Below are 15,230 nucleotides of genomic sequence, written 5' to 3'. Positions count from 1 at the left end.
AACAGCCAAAAGGGCGACGAGTGATCATGAATCTGGAAAATCTGGGCGTCAGGAAGTACTGCACCTTTATCGAAGAAACCTTTATCGAAGGCGGCAAGGACGCCGGCAAACCGATCACCCTGATCGTGGTGGCAGCCGTGTTGAAAAACCCTTGGGCCGGCCAGGGCTTCGTCGAAAACCTGCGTCCGGAAATCCTGCGCCTGGCCCCCGGCCTGGGCCATGAGATGACCCGTCGCCTGATCGCCCTGATGCCCGGGGGCAAGGTCGAAGCCTTCGGCAAGGCGGCGGCTGTCGGGGTCAACGGCGAAATCGAACACGCCTCGGGCCTGATCCACACCCTGCGCTTCGGCAACATGTTCCGCGAAGCCGTGGAAGGCACCGCCTACTTGAGCTTCACCAACACCCGCAATGCACCGGGCGCCCTGCTTTCGCTGCCGATGGTGCACAAAAGCGAAACCGGCAAGCGCTCGCACTTTCTCACCGCCAACTTCCAGGTCGCCGATGCCCCGGGCCCCGACGAAGTGCTGATCGCCATCGGCGCCAGCGACGGCTCCCGTGCCCACCCACGGATTGCCGACCGCTACCAGGACATGGCCGAGATGGAAGCGGAACAACCCAAGGACTGACGTCTGGCTGAAGAACGACGCTCAATTGTGGCGAGGGAGCTTGCTCCCGCTGGGTCGCGGAGCGGCCCCATGAGCCCCGCCATGGTCCGCCTGAAAGAACCCGGTTGCCGTTGTGGGGCTGCTTCGCAGCCCTGCGGGAGCAAGCTCCCTCGCCAAAGCGTTGATGTTTGCCACAGAAATGCCGGAGCACTGCGAAACGAAGCAAAACTTTCGTCTTCGCTACCATTTTTCGACGCAAGCCCACGGTTTCCCTTGCTCGTAGGCTTGCTTCACACCACAAGAACAAAGGAGTACCCCGATGCCGAGCACCGCGATCAGCGCCAACGTTGCAGCCGTCGATCCGGGCGCCTTGCGCCAGGCCTTCGGCACCTTCGTCACCGGCGTCACCGTCATCACCACCCATGACACCGATGGCAACCCGCGCGGCATGACCGCCAATTCGTTTACCTCGGTGTCCCTCGACCCGCCGCTGCTGCTGGTGTGCGTGGGCAAGTCGGCCGCCAGCTACACCGCGTTTGCCAGCACCGAACAGTTTGCCGTGAACCTGTTGCACGAAGGCCAGGTGGACGTCTCCGGGACCTTCGCCTCCAAGTCGCCAGACAAATTCCACACCGTCAACCACGACACCGTGCACACCGGCGCACCGATCCTCACCGACAGCCTGACCTGGTTCGACTGCAGCGTGCACCAGCGCATCGAAGCCGGCGACCACCTGGTGCTGATCGGCCAGGTCCGCGCCTTCGGCACCAGCCCCAAGCTGCCGCTGTGCTTCTGCCGGGGCCGCTACGCGAACATCCAGGACCCGCTGCCGGCCAGTTGGCTGGACTCCCACAAGATGATCATCGGCTACCTGATCGAAGCCGGCGACGCGATCCTGTTTCGCGCCGATGGCCAGGGCGGCTGGACGCTGCCGGTGGCCGGCAAGCGCAAGGGTTTTATCGACGCCGGCGACAGCTCGCTGCCGGTGGAACTGGAATCGACCTTCCTGTACTCGGCGTTCGATGTCGACGACACCGACCCCGGCTACCTGATCTACCGCGCCCAGCTCGGCCCGTTCGACGCCGAGCTGCCCGACACCCTGCGCTTCTTCCCGCTGGACGCGTTGCCCATCGAGCAGATGCCGGTCAACGAACTGCGCTCGGTGGTGCGCCGCTATGCCCGCGAGCGCCAGAACCAGCAGTTCGGCATCTACACCGGCTCTGCCGCCAGCGGCCGCATCGCGATGCTCGAAAACGCGCCCCTTTGACACGCACCTACAGGACTCTTGCATGAAAACTACGGTCAGCGCCCTTGAGGGCAACCGCCTCAACCTGTTTATCGACGGTCGCTTTGTCGCTCCCGACAGCGGCAGCTATGTCGACAGTTTCGACCCCACCACCGGCCAGTCCTGGTACCAGTTCGCCCAGGCCGATGCCGGCGACGTGGCCCGCGCCGTCGCTTCCGCCCACAAGACCTTCAACGACCCGCAGTGGCGCAACATGACACCCACCGCACGCGGCAAATTGTTGTATCGCCTGGCCCAGCTGGTGGCCGAGCACGCCGAAGAACTGGCGCTGCTGGAAACCCGCGACAACGGCAAGCTGCTGCGGGAAATGCGCGCGCAAATGAGCGCCCTGCCCGATGCCTACGTTTACTTCGCCGGCATGGCCGACAAGCTGCAAGGCGAGGTGATCCCGGTCAACAAGCTCAACCAGCTCAACTACAGCAGCCGCGAGCCGTTGGGCGTGGTCGGCATGATCACCCCGTGGAACTCGCCGCTGATGCTGCTCACCGGCACCCTCGCACCGTGCCTGGCCATCGGCAACACGGTGGTGATCAAGCCCTCGGAACACGCCAGCGCCTCCACACTGGCGCTGGCCGAACTGATCATCGAAGCCGGCTTCCCGGCGGGTGTGGTCAACGTAGTCACCGGCAACGGCGCCGTCACCGGCGAGGCCCTGACCCGCCATCCCGACATCGCCAAATACGTGTTCACCGGCAGCACCGAAACCGGTCGGCGTATCGCTGGCAACGCCGCCAATAACCTGGTGCCGTGCCAGATGGAACTGGGCGGCAAATCGCCCCACGTGGTGTTTGCCGATGTGGATATCGAGAAGGCCGTGAACGGCGTGGTCTCCGGGATCTTCGCCGCCGCCGGGCAAAGTTGCGTGGCCGGTTCGCGCTGCTTTGTCGAAGCGCCGATCTACGACAAGTTCGTCGAGGCCCTGGTGGCCCGCACCCAACAGATCAGCGTCGGCCACCCGATGGAAGAACACACCGACATCGGCCCGCTGGCCCTGCAAGCCCAACTGCAAAAGCTCGAAGGCTACATCGCCAGCGGCGCCCAACAAGGCGCGCAGATCGCCGTCGGCGGCAAGCGCCCCAGCGCCGCGCACCTGTCCGAAGGCTGGTACTTCGAGCCCACGGTGATGGCCAACGCCACCAACGACATGCCGTTCATGCGCGACGAATTGTTCGGTCCGGTAGTGGGTGTGATGCCCTTCACCACCGAAGAGCAAATGCTCAGCCTGGCCAACGATACCCACTACGGCCTGGCGTCCGGAATCTGGACCCAGAACATCGACCGCGCGATGCGCTTTGCCAACCGCATCGACGCCGGCACGGTGTGGATCAACACCTACCGCAGCTCGGCCTACATGTCCGCCAACGGCGGCTTCAAGCACAGCGGATATGGCCGTCGCGGCGGCTTTGACGTGATGCGCGAGTTTTCCCGGGCCAAGAACGTGGTCATCGATTACTCCGGCGAAATGCAGGACCCCTTCGTCATTCGCCTGCGCTGATTATTCAAGGAGCATCTTATGAAATTCGCCGTATCCCTGAGCATGGAACGCTTCTCGCCAGACGTGCCGATGCAGACCGTCATGGCCAACCTGCTGGAGCTGGCAAAGATCGCCGATGCCGGCGGCTTTGAAACCCTGTGGACCTCCGAACACCACACCCTGGAATGCACCATCGCGCCCAACCCGTTCCAGACCCTGACCTGGCTCGGCCAGCACACCGAGCGTATCCGCCTGGGCACCGCTACCCTCGCTGCCGCCTATTGGCATCCGATCCGCCTTGCCGGTGAAGCCGCGCTGTGTGATCACCTGACCCACGGCCGCCTGGAATTCGGCATCGCCCGCGGTTCCTACCAGTACGAGTTCGACCGCATGACCCCCGGCCTGCAACAGCAGGAAGGTGTGGGCTACATGAAGGAACTGGTGCCGGCGGTGCAAAAGCTCTGGACCGGCGACTACGCCCACGACGGCCACTACTGGAAATTCCCGCAGACCGCCGCCGTACCGAAGCCGCTGCAAAAAGGCCACCCGCCGATCTGGGTCGCCGCACGGGACCCGGGCACCTTCGACTGGGCAGTGAGCATTGGCGCCAACATCCTGTCCACCCCGCTCTCGCTGCCGGCGGCCGAAATCGCGGTGCTCGGCGAAAAATTCAACAAGGCCGTGGCCGACAACCCCCACGTGCCACGCCCGCGCTTCATGATGCAGCGCCGCACCTGCGTGTACGCCAACGCCAACGACTGGGAACTGCCGGTCAAGCACAGCATGGATTTTGGCCGCGCCTTCGAGAACCTGATGCAGAACATCGGCACCGTGCACAACGGTTTCCCCGAGCCGGTGCCGTTTGAAAGCGTGCGCGGCAAAGACAACTACAACCCGGAAAACCTGCGACGCAACTTGATGTTCGGCACCCCGGAAGAAATCATCGAAAAGCTGCTCGACTACGAAGCCGCCGGTGTCGACCAGTATTGCCTGGGCCTGACCTTCAACCTGCCGTTCGAACTGCAGAAGCAGACCCTGCGCCTGTTCATCGATGAAGTGATGCCATTCTTCGCCGAGCGCGAACGCGCCAGACAACGCAACCAGGTCAGCGCGTGATGGGCCAGGCACAACGTTTCAGCGTGGCCAACGTCACGCTCAACTATCGCCTGGACGGGCATGGACCGCGCCCGCTGGTGTGCATCCATGGCGTGGGTTCCAGCCTTGAGGCGTGGGCTGAAACGGTGGCGGGTCTGCAGGAGCAATTCACCGTGCTGACCTTCGACCTGCGCGGCCACGGCCAGTCGTCCCGCACGCCCGGGCGTTATGAGATTGATCATTTGGTGGGTGAGGCGCTGGCCCTGGCGGATCACGTGGGCTTCAAGCAGTTCGACCTGGCCGGGTTCTCGTTGGGCGGGCTGATCGCCCAGCGCATGGCCCTGACTCATCCGTCGCGGGTTCACCGGTTGGTGCTGCTGTCGACCGTCGCCGGGCGTAACGCCGAGGAGCGCGAGCGGGTACACGCGCGCCTCGCCGCCTTGCAGGCCGGGGAGCCGGTGGCTCACTACGAGGCATCGCTGTCGCGTTGGCTGACCGAGGATTTTCAGGCGCGCAATCCCGAGGCCGTTACCCGTCTGCGCCAACTGAATGCCGACAACGACCCGGGCTGTTATGCCGCGGCGTATCGCATCCTGGCCGAGTCGGATTTCGGCGAACAGCTGTCACGGATCCGCTGCCCCACGCTGATTGCCACCGGTGCCGAAGACGCCGGCTCCAACCCACGGATGGCGGCGTTCATGCACGATCGCATCGAGGGTTCGCAACTGCGGATTCTGCCTGGGCTGCGCCATTGCATCCTGATCGAGGCGCCGCAACAGGTGGCCGCCCTGATACGCGACTTTCTAACCGACTCGGAGACTCATCATGGATAAATCACTGCAGGCCCAAGGCGAAAGCGTTCGCCGCCAAGTCCTCGGGGATAGCTACGTCGACCAGGCCCTGGGCCGCGCCGACGACTTTTCCCGGCCCTTCCAGGCGGTGCTCAACGAGTATTGCTGGGGCATGGTCTGGACCGACGACAGCCTGGACCTCAAGCAACGCAGTCTGCTCAACCTGGGAATGCTCGCGGCGCTGGGGCGCATGGACGAATTCGGCACGCATTTCTGCGGCGCCCTGCGCAACGGACTGAGCGACGACGAACTGCGCGCCGCCCTGGTGCAGATCGCGGTGTACTGCGGCGTGCCGGCGGGTGTCGAGGCGTTTCGCGTGGCCCGCAAAGCCCGGGAAAGCATGGCTCCATCGGATTCAACGACCGGTTGACGCCCAACCCTTGCACTCGCCACACCGCTCATGCTGTAAGTGCCTTGGCACCACAACAAGAAATTTTTGCGACTGCGCCTTGCGTCGCCTTAGCTCGAAGATTTTTAACTGCCAGTAGCCCAAAAATTTCTATTGATGAAGTTTTCCGCAGATTGCAAAACAACAATTGGAGGCAATTGGTGAGCGAACGACTAAAGATTGAGAACCTCTACAAGGTCTTTTCCTCAACCCCGGACAGGGCCATGCAGCTCTTGACCGCCGGGGCCAGCAAAGACCGGATCCTGGCCGAGACCGCCACCGTGGTCGGCCTCAACAACGTATCGCTGTCGATCCCCAGCGGGGCGATCTACATGATCATGGGCCTCTCGGGCTCGGGCAAATCCACCCTGGCGCGCTGTATCAACCGCCTGAATGAACCGACCGCGGGCAAGATCCTGCTGGACGGCGAAGACCTGGTGAGCCTCGACGAAAACCAACTGCGGGAAGTGCGCCGCACGCGTATCTCCATGGTGTTCCAGCACTTCGCGCTGCTGCCGAATAAAACCGTGATCGAGAACACCGAGTTCGGCCTCAAGCTACGCGGTGTGTCGGCGGCCGAGCGGCGCAAGCGGGCCCTGGAAGTACTGGCGATTGTCGGCCTGGCCAAGTGGGCCGACCACCATCCCCACGAGCTGTCCGGCGGCATGCGCCAGCGCGTCGGCCTGGCCCGCGCACTGGCCACCGACGCCGACGTGCTGATCATGGACGAGGCCTTCAGTGCCCTCGACCCATTGATCCGCACCGAGATGCAGGACGAGTTGCTGCGCCTGCAACGCACCCTGAAAAAAACCATCCTGTTCATCACCCACGACTTCCAGGAAGCCCTGAAGCTGGGCACACGCATCGCGATCATGGCCGACGGCCAAGTGGTGCGCGAGGGCACGCCCCAGGAAATCGTGATGGACCCGGGCAGCGATTACGTCGCGGCGTTCACCCGGGAGGTGGACCGTTCGCGGCTGTTCGATGCGCGCTCGATCATGGAAAAAGCCCACACGCTGCTGGTGCAGGGTGACACCCGGGTGGTGGGCAATGACGGCACGGCTGCATTCGTACTGAACACCAGCGGCAAGGCGGTCGGCGTGCTGGACTCGGCAGCGCTGCTGGCCGTGGGCGGCGGCGCCGACGCACTGCAACGGCTGTCGAGCCAGTTCGTTTGCGTGCCGGCCAGCGCCAAGCTGGTGGAAGCCGCGCGCCTGCTCAAACCGGGTTTGCCGGTGGCGGTGGTGGATGGCGACGGGCAGTTCGTCGGCACCCTCAACAGCGCGCACATTCTTGATTGCATAGCCAGCGTCCCGGCCCCGCGCCCTGCCGCTGCGGAGGTTGCACAGCATGCTTAGTTCAGAAGACCTCGCGGTTTTACCCGTAGACCAGTGGATCAGCCAGGGTGTGGAGTGGCTGGGGATTCACCTGCGGCCAATGTTCCAGGCGATTCGCTGGCCGGTGGAGCATTTGCTGGGGCTGAGTGACACGGTGATCCACGCGATCCCGTTCCCGGTCATGGTGTTGCTGATGTTCCTGATCGCCTACCGTGCGGCGAGCCTGGGGGTGGCGGTGTTCAGCGCCGTGGCCCTGGTGGTGATCGCCGCGTTGGGGGTGTGGGACGAGGCCATGACCACCTTGTCGCTGATCACCACGGCGATTGTGATCTGCATGGTGGTGGGCATTCCGGTGGGCATCTGGTGCGCCCGCAGCGAGCGGGTGTGGGGCGTGATGCGGCCGATCCTCGACATCATGCAAACCACCCCGACCTTCGTGTACCTGGTGCCGGTGGTGATGCTGTTTGGCGTCGGCACGGTGTCGGGTGAAGTGGCGGTGGTGATCTCCGCCTGCCCGCCGCTGATTCGCTTTACCTACCTGGGCATCCGCATGGTCGACACCGAACTGGTGGAAGCCGGCCACGCCTTTGGTGCGGACAAGCGCCAATTGCTCTGGGAAATCCAGCTGCCCCTGGCGATCCCGACGATCCTCGGCGGCCTCAACCAGACCGTGCTCACGGCCATGGTGATGTCGGTGGTGGTGGCGATGATCGGCGCCGAAGGCCTCGGCCTGGTGGTGCTGCAAGGCCTGGGCCGGATGGACGTGGGCCGCGCGGCGGTGGGCGGGATTGCCATTGTGCTGCTGGCGATGATGCTCGACCGGATCACCCAGAACCTGGCGCAACCGACCATGCGCAAGCGCAAGTCGCTGTTCAAGCGACTGCTCAATCCGAACCCGGTAAACGCATAACAAAAAGAACCTCATGAATGCCCGTTGTTGACTGCCAACCCTAACCATAACGAGAAAAAAAAGAGGAAATCATGATGCATCCATTCAAAGCCTTGCTTGGATTTGCAGCAGTGTTGTACCTGGCAAGTACGCAGGTGTGGGCCGAGGATTTGCCGGGCACCGGCAAGACCATCCGCTTCGTGCAATCGGAAAGCACCGGCGGCAACTACGTACTGACCAAAATCGCGATCGAGGCCACCAAGCGCCTGGGCTACGCGAGCAAGTTGAGCACCGTCAACACCACCCTGTTCTTCCCCGCCGCGGCCCAGGGCGACCTGGACCTGTCGATGGACGTGACCTTGCCGATGCTGCAACCGAGCTTTGACAAGGTGAAGGACCGTACCGAAGTGGTGGGCTCGGGCTTCATTACGGGCGCGGGCTATAACGGCTACATGATCGACAAGAAAACCGCCGACGCGTACGGCATCACCAGCCTGGAACAAATGAAGGACCCGAAAATCGCCGGGCTGTTCGGCAAGGACGGCAAGGCCAACCTGATCAGTTGTGATCCGGGCTGGGGCTGTGGCGATGTGGTGGATTACCAGCTCGACAAGTTCGGTCTCAAGGACACGGTTAACCCGGTACGCGGCAAATACGAAGCACTGATGTTCGAAAACGTCGCCCGGCTGAAACGTGGCGAGCCAGTGTTTTTCTATGCGTGGGCACCGTCGTGGATGACCAACACCATGGTGCCGGGCAAGGACGTGGTGTGGCTGCCGACGCCGTTTGATGCGTTGCCGGGCAATGTGCCGAGCACCACTTCGGCACTGACGCCCGGGGTTGCCGGGTGCGCCGGCGGGGCTGATCCATGCCGCATGGCGATGGCGGCGTGGAACTGGTATGCGATTGGCAACAAGCAATTCATCGCGGCGAATCCGGCGATCAAGAAGTTGGTGGAGCAGATGACGTTTTCCCAGGCAACCTGGAGTTATTGGGAAAAAACCATCAGCGCCGACGGCTCCAGCGAACGCAACATTCGCAAGCTGGCGGAGGACTGGATGAAGGAAAACAAAGCGACGTTTGACGGCTGGGTGGCCACCGCAAAAACCGCCAAGTAGCACCGATTCAATGTGGGAGCTGGCTTGCCTGCGATAGCGATGTTGAATTCACCGTCGCCATCGCAGGCAAGCCAGCTCCCACAGTCGATTTTCACCCGCCGCAAAAATAACTGTTTTGGCGGGCGCAATCAGAAAAAACCCACTGCCCCACCCCCACCAAACCACCAATCCCGCGCCTGCCCCTGCCCTAGCATTGCACCCACTCAGCCCATCCGGAGTGACCCCGATGACCTACAAACACCCGCTGCTGTTCAAAGCCCTGTGCTACGTCGACGGCCATTGGGTCCACAGCGCCAGTGCCAGCACCATCGCCGTACATGACCCGGCGAACCAACAGTTGATCGGCCACGTGCCGATGCTGGAAAAACCGCAAATTGTCGCCGCAATCGACGCCGCCCACCGCGCGTTTTCCGCCTGGCGTGAACAGAACCTCGATGCCCGCGCCACGATCCTGCGGCGCTGGGCGGCACTGATCCTCGAACACCAGGAGGACCTCGCCCGCATCCTCAGCCAGGAACAAGGCAAACCGCTGGCCGAAGCCCGCGGCGAAATCGCCTATGCCGCAAGCTTCATCCCGTGGTTCGCCGAAGAAGCCCGCCGCCTGTACGGCCAGAATATCCCCAGCCACATCCCCGGTGCGCACCTGGGCACAGTCAAGGAACCCGTAGGCGTCTGCGCCCTGCTGACCCCATGGAACTTCCCCTCGGCCATGATCACCCGCAAGGCCGCCGCCGCCCTCGCCGCCGGTTGCACGGTGGTGGTCAAGCCGGCCCATGAAACGCCCTACTCGGCGTTGGCCCTCGCGCAACTGGCCGAAGAAGCCGGCTTCCCGCCGGGCGTGTTCAACGTGGTGCTGGGCGAGCCACAGATGGCCATGCAAACCCTGGTGCAGGACACCCGCGTGCGCTCGGTAAGCTTCACCGGCTCGACCCGGGTCGGCAAGCTGGTACTGCAGGCGGCGGCCCAGGACGTGAAGAAGGTCTCGCTGGAACTGGGCGGCAATGCGCCATTTATTGTCTGCGCCGACGCCAACCTTGAGCTGGCAGTGAGAGTCGCGGTCGAGGCCAAGTTCCAGACCTCCGGCCAGGACTGCTGCGCGGCCAACCGGATCATGGTCGACCGTTCGATCTACTCCGAATTCCTCAGCCGCTTCGCTGCCGCCGTGCGTGAGTTGCGGGTCGGCCCGGCATTGGTCGACGGGCAAGAGCAAAGCGTCGACATCGGCCCGTTGATGCACCAGGCCGCCTTCGACGTCACCGCCGAACGCGTGGCCGACGCCCTGGAGCTGGGCGCGCAACGCCTGGTGGGCTGCGAAGGCCACGCCCTGGGCGGGCTGTTTTACCAGCCAACGGTACTCGCCGACGTGACCCCACAAATGCGCATCTACCGCGAAGAAAACTTCGCGCCGATTGCCGGGGTGCTGCCGTTCGACTCGATTGACCAGGCCATCGAAATGGCCAACGACACCGAGTACGGCCTGGCCGCCTACATTTGTTCCAACCGCCTGGACCTGATCTACCCGCTGATCCGCCGCCTCGACCACGCCATGATCGCGGTCAACGGGGTGAAATTCACCGGTCACCCGATTCCCTTCGGCGGCATGAAAGCCTCGGGCCTGGGCCGTGAAGGCGCCGCCGAGGGCTTCGAAGCCTTTGTCGAAACCAAATACTTTTGCCTGCATCACCAAGGCCAATTCCAAGGAGAGCAACCATGAGCCAAGCATTCAACAGCCTGTTCGAACAAGACCGCGCGCACTTCATGCACCCGTCCACCCACGCCCATGATCACGCCAGCGGCGCACTCAAGGGCCGCATCATCAAGAGCGCCTCGGGCATCCGCATTCGCGACCAGGAAGGCCGCGAATTCATCGATGCGTTTGCCGGCCTGTACTGTGTGAACATCGGCTATGGCCGCACCGAAGTTGCCGACGCCATCTACAAGCAAGCCAAGGAGCTGGCCTACTACCACACCTATGTCGGTCACTCGACCGAGGCAATCATCGAGCTGTCGAGCCGCATCATGGACTGGGCGCCCGAAGGCATGAAAAAGGTCTACTACGGCCTGTCCGGCTCAGACGCCAACGAAACCCAGATCAAGCTGGTGCGTTACTACAACAACGTACTGGGCCGTCCGCAGAAGAAGAAAATCATCTCCCGCGATCGCGGCTATCACGGCTCAGGCATCATGACCGGCAGCCTCACGGGCCTCGCCGCCTTCCATCAGCATTTCGACCTGCCGGAAAAAGGCATCCAGCACACCATTTGCCCGCACTGGTACCGCAAGGCACCGGCGGGCATGGACGAGGCTGCGTTCGTGCGTCACTGCGCCGATGAGCTGGAAAAAATGATCCTCGCCGAAGGCCCGGACACGGTCGCGGCGTTCATTGGCGAACCGGTAATGGGCACCGGTGGCATCGTGGTGCCCCCGGCCGGTTACTGGGCGGCGATCCAGGCGGTACTGAACAAGTACGATGTGTTGTTGATCGCTGACGAAGTGGTCTGCGCGTTCGGCCGGCTGGGCTCGAAAATGGGCAGCCAGCGCTACGGCATGCGCCCGGACCTGATCACCACGGCCAAGGGCCTGACCAGCGCCTATGCCCCGCTGTCAGCGGTGATCATCGGTGAGAAGGTGTGGGACGTGATTGAAAAGGCCTCGACCCACGAAGGCGCCATGGGCCACGGCTGGACCTACTCCGGGCACCCGATCTGCGCCGCGGCGGCGCTGGCAAACCTGGATATCCTGGAACGGGAGAACCTCACGGCGAACGCCGACGAAGTCGGTGGGTACCTGAACCGTCGCCTGCGGGAAACCCTCGAAGGTCACCCGCTGGTGGGCGAAGTACGCGGCGACGGCCTGCTCGCCGCCGTGGAATTCATGGCCGACCGTGAGCAACGCACGCCGTTTGATCCTGCGCTCAAGGTCGGCCCCAAAGTCTCGGCGGCCTGCCTGGAACGCGGGATGATCGCCCGGGCCATGCCACACGGCGACATCCTCGGCTTTGCGCCGCCGCTGATTTTGACCAGGGCGGAGGCAGACCTGATCGTCGACATCACCAAAGGCGCGATCGACCAGGTGGCCGGGGAAGTGTTGGGCTGATGAGTTTCCCTTAGGAGCAAGCTTGCTCGCGATGGTCGTGAACGATAACGTGCTAATCCTGAATTAACGCGTCGTCCTCAGGCTCATCGCGAGCAAGCTCGCTCCTACAGGGTCCGTGCGCCTTTGGAGTTCGTTGCCGATGCACAAGCTTGACCGCTACGACCTGAAAATCCTGCGTATCCTCTCCGAGGACGGGCGCATCACCAAATCGAGCCTGGCCGAGGCCATCAACCTTTCGGTAACGCCCGCCTGGGAGCGCGTGCGCAAGCTGGAAAGTGCCGGCCTGGTCAAGGGCTACCGCGCGGTGATCGACTGGAATCAGGTGTTCAAGAGTCAGCAACTGCTGGTGGAAATCACCCTCGCCCGGCACACCGCCCAGGACATGCGCCGCTTCGAACAACGCATGAGCGACGCCCCCGACGTGGAGTTCTGCTACGCCACCGGCGGCGGCGTGGACTACATCGCAATGATCCGCGCAGCCGACATCGACCAGTACCAGCGTTTCATCGATCAACTGCTGATGGAAGACCTGGCCATCGAGCGCTACTTCACCTATATCGTCACCAAAACCATCAAGACCACCGGCGCGCTGCCGGCCCAGGCGCTGGACGATACGGCCTGTTCCTGATGCTTGTATAACGCCGGTAATCCCGGCAGGATTGCGCCCGTGATCTTCACGGACGAGCACATGATGACCCTGCCCTTTTTCGCCCCCGTACTTCTCACCACCGAACGCCTGGGCCTGCGCCCTCCCCATCAGGATGACTGGCGCGCGCTGTTTGCCATTTGGTCCGACCCCGAGGCCATGCGCTACTTTTCCTTTCCCACCATGACCCGCGCCGAGCAAGCCGTTGAACGCTTCGGCCAATTGATGGAGGCATCGATTGCCGGTGAAGACCTGGTGTGCATGGTGGAGTTGCTGGCCACCGGCGAGGTGATCGGCAGTTGCGACCTGTTCAATGTCGACGAGCAATGCCGCCGCGCTGAAATCGGCTTTACCCTGGGCCGCCAGCATTGGGGCAAGGGCTACATGAGCGAAGCCGCCCGCGCCGTGATCGACCATGGGTTCAACACCGCCGGGCTGCGCCGCCTTGAAGCCGACATTGACCCACGCAACCTGGGCTCCGCGAAGCTGCTTGAGCGCCTGGGTTTCGTCCGCGAAGGCTTGCTGCGCGAGCGCTGGGTGGTCGGCGACGAGATCTCGGACAGCGCGCTGTATGGCCTGCTCAAGCGTGACCGTCCTGCCTGACCCACAACGGGCGCCCCTTCTTCAGGCCGACGATCAGGGCCAAGAGGATCAAGCCCATGGCCTGCCACTGCGAAACCCCGGGGCGCTCACCCAGGATCAGCATTGAACTGACGATGCCGAACACCGGGATCAGCAGTGACAGGGGCGCCACCCGGGAAACCGGGTACTCGCGCAACAGCAAGTTCCAGCCCCAGTAACAGAAGTGCGTCGCGCCATACACCTGAAACGCCAGCGAGAACAACGCCACGCCGTTCAGTTGAGCAGGCAAAGCGATAAAGGCTTGCGAGCCATCCAGCAGCCACGTCAACAGCACCAGCGGCAACGGCGCAAACAGGCTGGCCCAGACCACGAACCCAAAGATCTCCCGCACCCCGGAGACCTTGATGATGATATTGCCGATGCTCCAGGCCAACGCGCTGAACAGCACCAAGGCAAACCCCAGCATCGTGGCCGCGCCCTGCACCCTCAACAGCATGCCCACCAGGCCCATGGCCGCCAGCGCCACGCTGATCAATTGCGGCACGGACAGGCTTTCACGAAACAGCAGCACGCCCCAGCCCATGGTGAAAAATGCGCTGAACTGGATCAGCAACGACGCGCTGCCGGGCGGCACGCCCATGGCGATCCCGAGGTTGATCAAGGCCCACATCGCCACCCCGAATATCAAGCCATAGGCCGCCAGCCACTTCACCGCGACCTGGGGCCGGCGCACCAGAAACACCCAGGGCAACGCCGCCAGGGTGAACCGCAGGGCCGTCAGCAACAGCGGGTTGATCTCGGCCAGGCCGAGTTTGGTAATGGGGAAATTGAGTCCCCACACAGCCGTCACCAGGACGGCCAGTAACAGGTGTTTTTGCTTCATCGTGACGGGTCCATTGACTCGGTGGCACGACAGGAGGCCGTGCATCCGATAGATTTTTTCGTAAACCGCGATGGCCCGCCTGCGATTGTGGGTCAACAAAGGCTAGAATCAGGCCATGCCCGATATTCATCCCTACGAAAACACCCCGCGCGACGTGGTCGTGACCGCCATCGACTATGCCGACGGCGAACTGTTCCCCGCCCACGCGCACCCGCGAGGCCAGTTGGCCTATGCCAGCCAGGGTGTCATTACCGTCTACAGCGCCACCGGTAACTGGGTGGTGCCGCCTCGCCGCGCGATCTGGGTGCCGCCGCATGTGTCCCACGCCATGCTGATGCGCGGGCCGGTGACGATGCTCAACACCTACATTCGCCCGCAGGCGGCGCGGCGGCTGGAGTTGCCGCAAGCGTGCCAGGTGCTGGACGTGTCGCCGCTGCTCGGGCAGTTGCTGGAGAAGGCCGTCGAGGTACCTGCGCGTTACGCGATGGGTGGCCGCGACAGCTATTTGATGGGCTTGCTGCTGCACGAGATCGCCCGGATGCCGGTGCTGCCGCTGTGTGCGCCGTTGCCGGCCGAGCCTCGATTGGCGAAGGCCTGCGAAGAGTTTCTGGCTGGGCCTTCGTTGGAAATCGGCATTGATGCCATGGCCCTCGGCGCGGGTATGAGCCGCCGGACTTTTACCCGCCAGTTCCGCCAGGCCACGGGGATCAGTTACCTGCAATGGCGCCAGCAAGCCTGTTTGCTGGCGGCGATTGTGCGGCTGGGCAATGGGGAACCGGTGACCAGGGTGGCACTGGATTTGGGGTATAGCAGCCCGAGTGCGTTTGCGACGGTTTTCAAGCGTGTGTTGGGTGAGGTGCCGAGTCGTTATTTCACCAGGGAGTTGCGGGGGGGTGGGTCGCGGTACATATCCGTTATTTAGGTAACGACCACCTAGGATTCCGCTCTTACAGCGGCTCA

15 protein-coding genes are annotated in these 15,230 nt (G+C 63.2%); 14 read left to right on the top strand and 1 reads right to left on the bottom strand.

Annotation, left to right across the window (positions count from 1 at the left end; all coding sequences use genetic code 11):
* The first annotated feature begins 26 nt into the window (after positions 1–26).
* The 13 genes from HX815_RS25190 (at position 27) to HX815_RS25130 (ending at position 13,408) form a co-directional block, all read left to right on the top strand.
* Positions 27–626 (top strand): amino acid synthesis family protein, encoded by a 600-nt coding sequence (locus HX815_RS25190; protein ID WP_177029064.1) that lies wholly within the window; start codon positions 27–29, stop codon positions 624–626.
* A gap of 298 nt (positions 627–924) precedes the next feature.
* Positions 925–1,872, top strand: a complete 948-nt coding sequence (locus tag HX815_RS25185) for a flavin reductase family protein (RefSeq protein WP_003219486.1) — start codon at positions 925–927, stop codon at positions 1,870–1,872.
* Between the two features lie 22 nt (positions 1,873–1,894).
* Positions 1,895–3,406, top strand: a complete 1,512-nt coding sequence (locus HX815_RS25180) for an aldehyde dehydrogenase (protein WP_087693080.1) — start codon at positions 1,895–1,897, stop codon at positions 3,404–3,406.
* An 18-nt stretch (positions 3,407–3,424) separates the two neighbouring features.
* Positions 3,425–4,501 carry an LLM class flavin-dependent oxidoreductase gene (locus HX815_RS25175; RefSeq protein WP_003219483.1) on the top strand — a complete coding sequence of 359 codons (1,077 nt, stop codon included), beginning with the start codon at positions 3,425–3,427 and terminating at the stop codon, positions 4,499–4,501.
* Positions 4,501–5,313, top strand: coding sequence for an alpha/beta fold hydrolase (locus HX815_RS25170; protein WP_177029063.1), 813 nt, complete (start codon positions 4,501–4,503; stop codon positions 5,311–5,313). Before HX815_RS25175 ends, HX815_RS25170 begins: the two co-directional genes overlap by 1 nt.
* A complete protein-coding gene (locus HX815_RS25165; RefSeq protein WP_003219479.1) occupies positions 5,306–5,701 on the top strand; it encodes a carboxymuconolactone decarboxylase family protein in 396 nt (131 codons plus the stop codon). Before HX815_RS25170 ends, HX815_RS25165 begins: the two co-directional genes overlap by 8 nt.
* Positions 5,702–5,943: 242 nt before the next feature.
* The gene (locus HX815_RS25160) at positions 5,944–7,077 is read left to right on the top strand and encodes a glycine betaine/L-proline ABC transporter ATP-binding protein (protein ID WP_003219477.1); all 1,134 of its coding nucleotides are present in this window, start codon (positions 5,944–5,946) and stop codon (positions 7,075–7,077) included.
* Positions 7,070–7,966 (top strand): proline/glycine betaine ABC transporter permease, encoded by an 897-nt coding sequence (locus HX815_RS25155; RefSeq protein ID WP_023658964.1) that lies wholly within the window; start codon positions 7,070–7,072, stop codon positions 7,964–7,966. The genes HX815_RS25160 and HX815_RS25155 overlap by 8 nt, the downstream gene beginning before the upstream one ends.
* Before the next feature lie 71 nt (positions 7,967–8,037).
* Positions 8,038–9,063 (top strand): glycine betaine/L-proline ABC transporter substrate-binding protein ProX, encoded by a 1,026-nt coding sequence (proX, locus tag HX815_RS25150; RefSeq protein ID WP_023842851.1) that lies wholly within the window; start codon positions 8,038–8,040, stop codon positions 9,061–9,063.
* A gap of 226 nt (positions 9,064–9,289) precedes the next feature.
* Positions 9,290–10,777 carry an NAD-dependent succinate-semialdehyde dehydrogenase gene (locus HX815_RS25145; protein ID WP_087693083.1) on the top strand — a complete coding sequence of 496 codons (1,488 nt, stop codon included), beginning with the start codon at positions 9,290–9,292 and terminating at the stop codon, positions 10,775–10,777.
* Positions 10,774–12,159: an aspartate aminotransferase family protein gene (locus HX815_RS25140; protein ID WP_177029062.1), complete on the top strand. Its 1,386-nt coding sequence runs from the start codon at positions 10,774–10,776 to the stop codon at positions 12,157–12,159. Before HX815_RS25145 ends, HX815_RS25140 begins: the two co-directional genes overlap by 4 nt.
* Positions 12,160–12,298: 139 nt before the next feature.
* Entirely contained in the window at positions 12,299–12,787 is a 489-nt protein-coding gene (locus tag HX815_RS25135; RefSeq protein WP_003219468.1) for an Lrp/AsnC family transcriptional regulator, read from the top strand.
* Between the two features lie 39 nt (positions 12,788–12,826).
* Positions 12,827–13,408, top strand: coding sequence for a GNAT family N-acetyltransferase (locus HX815_RS25130; protein ID WP_003219466.1), 582 nt, complete (start codon positions 12,827–12,829; stop codon positions 13,406–13,408).
* On the opposite strand, the gene HX815_RS25125 is transcribed toward HX815_RS25130, so the two are convergent.
* The gene (locus HX815_RS25125; protein WP_177029061.1) at positions 13,386–14,270 is read right to left on the bottom strand and encodes an EamA family transporter; all 885 of its coding nucleotides are present in this window, start codon (positions 14,268–14,270) and stop codon (positions 13,386–13,388) included. The two genes, HX815_RS25130 and HX815_RS25125, sit on opposite strands and share 23 nt — an antisense overlap.
* A gap of 115 nt (positions 14,271–14,385) precedes the next feature.
* On the opposite strand from HX815_RS25125, the gene HX815_RS25120 reads away from it, so the two are divergent.
* Positions 14,386–15,192 carry a helix-turn-helix transcriptional regulator gene (locus HX815_RS25120; protein ID WP_177029060.1) on the top strand — a complete coding sequence of 269 codons (807 nt, stop codon included), beginning with the start codon at positions 14,386–14,388 and terminating at the stop codon, positions 15,190–15,192.
* The last annotated feature ends 38 nt before the right edge of the window (positions 15,193–15,230 follow it).

This window comes from Pseudomonas sp. E6002 (assembly GCF_013385565.1).
Taxonomy (GTDB): domain Bacteria; phylum Pseudomonadota; class Gammaproteobacteria; order Pseudomonadales; family Pseudomonadaceae; genus Aquipseudomonas.
Note: the sequence above shows the minus strand (reverse complement) of the source record. Positions and strands in the feature narration are given on the sequence as shown.

Excerpts from the sequence above, each read along its gene's own strand:
- HX815_RS25125 (WP_177029061.1), bottom strand. The coding sequence starts at position 14,270 with ATGAAGCAAAAACACCTGTTACTGGCCGTCCTGGTGACGGCTGTGTGG.
- HX815_RS25180 (WP_087693080.1), top strand. The coding sequence starts at position 1,895 with ATGAAAACTACGGTCAGCGCCCTTGAGGGCAACCGCCTCAACCTGTTT.
- HX815_RS25120 (WP_177029060.1), top strand. The coding sequence starts at position 14,386 with ATGCCCGATATTCATCCCTACGAAAACACCCCGCGCGACGTGGTCGTG.
- HX815_RS25160 (WP_003219477.1), top strand. The coding sequence starts at position 5,944 with ATGCAGCTCTTGACCGCCGGGGCCAGCAAAGACCGGATCCTGGCCGAG.
- HX815_RS25155 (WP_023658964.1), top strand. The coding sequence starts at position 7,070 with ATGCTTAGTTCAGAAGACCTCGCGGTTTTACCCGTAGACCAGTGGATC.
- HX815_RS25175 (WP_003219483.1), top strand. The coding sequence starts at position 3,425 with ATGAAATTCGCCGTATCCCTGAGCATGGAACGCTTCTCGCCAGACGTG.
- HX815_RS25165 (WP_003219479.1), top strand. The coding sequence starts at position 5,306 with ATGGATAAATCACTGCAGGCCCAAGGCGAAAGCGTTCGCCGCCAAGTC.
- proX (WP_023842851.1), top strand. The coding sequence starts at position 8,038 with ATGATGCATCCATTCAAAGCCTTGCTTGGATTTGCAGCAGTGTTGTAC.
- HX815_RS25145 (WP_087693083.1), top strand. The coding sequence starts at position 9,290 with ATGACCTACAAACACCCGCTGCTGTTCAAAGCCCTGTGCTACGTCGAC.
- HX815_RS25140 (WP_177029062.1), top strand. The coding sequence starts at position 10,774 with ATGAGCCAAGCATTCAACAGCCTGTTCGAACAAGACCGCGCGCACTTC.
- HX815_RS25190 (WP_177029064.1), top strand. The coding sequence starts at position 27 with ATGAATCTGGAAAATCTGGGCGTCAGGAAGTACTGCACCTTTATCGAA.
- HX815_RS25185 (WP_003219486.1), top strand. The coding sequence starts at position 925 with ATGCCGAGCACCGCGATCAGCGCCAACGTTGCAGCCGTCGATCCGGGC.
- HX815_RS25170 (WP_177029063.1), top strand. The coding sequence starts at position 4,501 with ATGGGCCAGGCACAACGTTTCAGCGTGGCCAACGTCACGCTCAACTAT.
- HX815_RS25135 (WP_003219468.1), top strand. The coding sequence starts at position 12,299 with ATGCACAAGCTTGACCGCTACGACCTGAAAATCCTGCGTATCCTCTCC.